Source organism: Arthrobacter sp. I3 (genome assembly GCF_000520575.1).
In the GTDB taxonomy this organism is placed as follows: Bacteria; Actinomycetota; Actinomycetes; order Actinomycetales; family Micrococcaceae; genus Arthrobacter; species Arthrobacter humicola_A.
The window spans coordinates 1-3,933 of the sequence record NZ_AZSB01000550.1 but is presented as its reverse complement, the minus strand read 5'-3'; the positions used below and the strand labels follow the sequence as shown (position 1 = coordinate 3,933).

1 protein-coding gene, 1 pseudogene and 1 riboswitch are annotated in these 3,933 nt (G+C 66.4%); the gene and the pseudogene both read left to right on the top strand.

The features are described 5' to 3' along the window. The first annotated feature begins 245 nt into the window (after nucleotides 1-245). Nucleotides 246-344: riboswitch (glycine riboswitch) on the top strand. A gap of 155 nt (nucleotides 345-499) precedes the next feature. Then, nucleotides 500-3,382: an aminomethyl-transferring glycine dehydrogenase gene (gcvP, locus tag Y706_RS0102565; protein WP_173403044.1), complete on the top strand. Its 2,883-nt coding sequence runs from the start codon at nucleotides 500-502 to the stop codon at nucleotides 3,380-3,382. Nucleotides 3,383-3,393: 11 nt separating this feature from the next. Further along, nucleotides 3,394-3,651, top strand: a pseudogene (locus Y706_RS0102560) (glycine cleavage system protein T); the annotation flags it as partial. Nucleotides 3,652-3,933 lie beyond the last annotated feature (282 nt).

Sequence of the window (3,933 nt, the reverse complement as noted above, 5' to 3'; positions counted from 1 at the left end):
GCCCTACCCCGCCGACTTCGCCCCCTACCCCGCCGAATTCGCCGGAAGCGATCGAGCACGCCGGAAAGTGGCGGCGACTCCGGGCGTTTCCGGCGATTCGCGCCGCCGGATGCGCCGCCGGGTGGCTCGTGGCCCGTAACCTGGGTCCGCCGCCGGGAGGGAGTTTGCGGACGCGCGCCCGGCATAGGACAATGAGAGCTGTGACTGTTGTCACCCTCGATTGAACACCCAATTAAATACGCCTTTGATCTGCGGCGGGAGAGTCCTGCAAGTAGGTACAAGCAGGCGCCGTAGGAGCAAACCCTCCCCAGGAATCTCTCAGGCCCATGTACCGCCGCGGCAAGGCATCTCTGGAAAGTAGCAGGCGTGTCCCGGACATGCTGTGCTCACCGACGGTGCAAGCGGAGCCCTGAAACGCAGGCTGCGCGGAAACTCTCAGGTCCAATACAGAGCGGGGAGGAACCCGAATCAATGTGGCGTACCCTGCGCCGCCTGAGTTATGGAGTTCCTTGTGACTGTTACCCCAGCCTCCACGTCCTTCGTTGACCGGCATATCGGCGCGCGCCGCCAGGCCGACGTCGACGCCATGCTGAAGGCTGTCGGCTACGACACCGTCGACGCACTGGTGGACACCGCCGTTCCGAAGGACATCCGCCAAGACGCCGACCTCGCGCTCGCCGCGGCCCTGAGCGAAGTCGAAGTCCTCGCCGAGCTGCGCAAACTGGCGTCGAAGAACAAGACCGCCGTGCAGATGATCGGGCAGGGCTACTACGACACGGTGACGCCGCCGGTGATCCGCCGCAACATCCTTGAGGCCCCGGCCTGGTACACGGCCTATACACCGTACCAGCCGGAGATCTCGCAGGGCCGGCTTGAGGCGCTGCTGAATTTCCAGACCATGGTCCAGGACCTCACCGCTCTGCCGGTCGCGAATGCTTCCCTGCTGGATGAAGCCACCGCAGTCGCCGAGGCAGTGCTTCTCATGCGCCGGGCCAACAAAAACAAGTCCGCTGCCGGGGCCAAGACCGTCCTCGATACCGATGTGCTGCCGCAGACCATCGCGATCGTCAAGGGCCGCGCCGAGGCCCTCGGCTTCGAGGTTGAGGTCGCCGACCTCTCGAAGGGCCTGCCCGACGGCGTCGTCAACGGCGTCGTCCTGCAGCAGCCGGGCGTCTCCGGCCGGGTGTGGGACCAGTCCGCCGTGATCGCGGAGGCTAAAGAACGCGGCGCACTGGTCACGGTGGCGGCGGATCTGCTTGCCCTGACCCTTATTACCCCTCCGGGCGAGCAGGGGGCGGACATCGCAGTCGGCTCCACGCAGCGCTTCGGTGTGCCGCTGTTTTTCGGCGGGCCGCACGCCGCCTACATGGCGGTGCGTGAGGGCATGGAACGCACGCTTCCGGGCCGCATTGTGGGGGTGTCCAAGGACAATGCCGGCCTGACCGCGTTTCGCCTGGCCCTGCAGACCCGCGAGCAGCACATCCGCCGTGAGAAGGCCACGTCCAACATTTGCACCGCGCAGGCGCTGTTGGCCATCGTCTCCTCGATGTACGCCGTCTATCACGGCCCCGATGGCCTGAAGGCGATCGCCGAGACCATCCACAACAACGCCCGCACCCTGGCAGCGTCCCTTAAGACCGCCGGCCGCGAGTTGGTCTCCGAGTCCTTCTTCGACACCGTCACGGTCCGCGTCCCCGGCAAGGCCGCCAAGGTCATCGCAGCGGCCGAGGCCCGCGGCATCAACCTTCGCGTGATCGACGCCGACACGGTGGGTGTATCCGTTGATGAAACCACGACGCCGGACGTCCTCGCCGCCGTTGCCGTCGCCTTTGGCGCCGGCCCGGTCGGTTCAGCCCAGGGTCCAGAACTGCCGGAGTCCGTGCTGCGCACCTCCGACTTCCTGCAGCACCCGGTGTTCAACACGCACCGTTCCGAAACCCAGCTGCTGCGCTACATCCGCCGTCTCTCGGACCGCGATTTGGCCCTGGACCGGACCATGATCCCGCTGGGGTCGTGCACCATGAAGCTGAACGCCACGGCCGAGATGGAGGCCATCTCCTGGCCGGAGTTCGCTTCCATCCACCCCTTCGCCCCGGAATCCCAGACCGCCGGCTGGCGTGAACTGATCGAGGACCTCGAGGGCCAGCTGACCGAGATCACGGGCTACGACCAGGTCTCGATCCAGCCCAACGCCGGCTCCCAGGGCGAGCTCGCGGGCCTGCTGGCGATCCGCGGCTACCATCTCTCCCGCGGCGATGCCCAGCGCAACGTCTGCCTGATCCCGGCCTCCGCGCACGGCACTAACGCGGCCTCCGCCGTGCTCGCCGGCATGAAGGTCGTGGTCGTCGCCACGGCTTCGGACGGCACGATCGACCACGCGGACCTGACCGCCAAGATCGAGCTGCACAAGGACGCCCTGTCCTGCATCATGATCACCTACCCGTCCACGCACGGGGTGTACGACGCCGATGTCCGCGAGGTTTGCGACGCGGTCCATGCCGCCGGCGGCCAGGTCTACATCGACGGCGCCAACCTCAACGCCCTGGTCGGGCTGGCCCAGCCGGGCATGTTCGGCGGCGACGTCTCGCACCTGAACCTGCACAAGACCTTCTGCATCCCGCACGGCGGCGGCGGACCGGGCGTCGGCCCGGTCGCGGCCAAAGCGCACCTCGCCCCGTTCATGCCCGGCAACGCGGCTGATCCCGCCAACGGTGCCGACGGCACCCCGATCTCTGCCTCGCGCTACGGCTCGGCAGGTGTGCTGCCGATCTCCTGGGCGTACGTGAAGCTCATGGGCGGCCGGGGCCTCACCGAGGCCACCAAGTCCGCGCTGCTCGCAGCCAACTATGTTGCGTCCCGGCTGGATGGGCATTTCCCGGTGCTCTATATGGGTGCGGGTGGCCTGGTGGCCCACGAGTGCATTCTGGATTTGCGTGAACTGACCGCCCGCTCTGGAGTGACGGCCGAGGACGTGGCCAAGCGCCTGATCGACTTCGGCTTCCACGCCCCCACGCTGTCCTTCCCCGTGGCGGGCACCCTGATGGTGGAGCCCACCGAATCCGAGGACCTTGCGGAGATTGACCGCTTCATCGAGGCGATGATCACCATCCGCCAGGAAATCGACCAGGTCGTCAACGGCGACTTCCGGGTGGAGAACTCGCCGTTGCGCAACGCACCCCACACCGCTGCCGCCGTCGTTAGCTCTGATTGGGACCGCGCGTACCCGCGTGAGCAGGGGGCGTTTCCGGTCCTCCAGCTGAAGCAGGACAAGTACTTCCCGCCGGTCGGCCGGATCGACGGAGCAGCCGGGGACCGCAACCTGATCTGCTCCTGCCCTCCCCTCGAATCGTTCGAGGACAACACAGCAGCGTTCGAAAACTAAGGACTGACTCAATGACTGAGAACTACACCGCTCTCTACGAGCAGCACAAAAAAGCCGGCGCCTCCTTCACGGACTTCGGCGGCTGGCAGATGCCCCTCAAATACGAATCTGAACTCGCAGAGCACCACGCTGTCCGCAACGCCGCGGGCCTGTTCGACCTCTCCCACATGGGCGAAGTCTGGGTCAGCGGTCCGGACGCGGCCGGGTTCCTCGACTACGCCCTGGTCGGGAAGCTGTCGGCGATCGCCGTTGGCAAGGCCAAGTACTCGCACGGCGACTTCCGGGTGGAGAACTCGCCGTTGCGCAACGCACCCCACACCGCTGCCGCCGTCGTTAGCTCTGATTGGGACCGCGCGTACCCGCGTGAGCAGGGGGCGTTTCCGGTCCTCCAGCTGAAGCAGGACAAGTACTTCCCGCCGGTCGGCCGGATCGACGGAGCAGCCGGGGACCGCAACCTGATCTGCTCCTGCCCTCCCCTCGAATCGTTCGAGGACAACACAGCAGCGTTCGAAAACTAAGGACTGACTCAATGACTGAGAACTACACCGCTC

Coding starts and splice junctions, on each gene's coding strand:
- gcvP (WP_173403044.1), top strand. CDS start 500: ATGGAGTTCCTTGTGACTGTTACCCCAGCCTCCACGTCCTTCGTTGAC.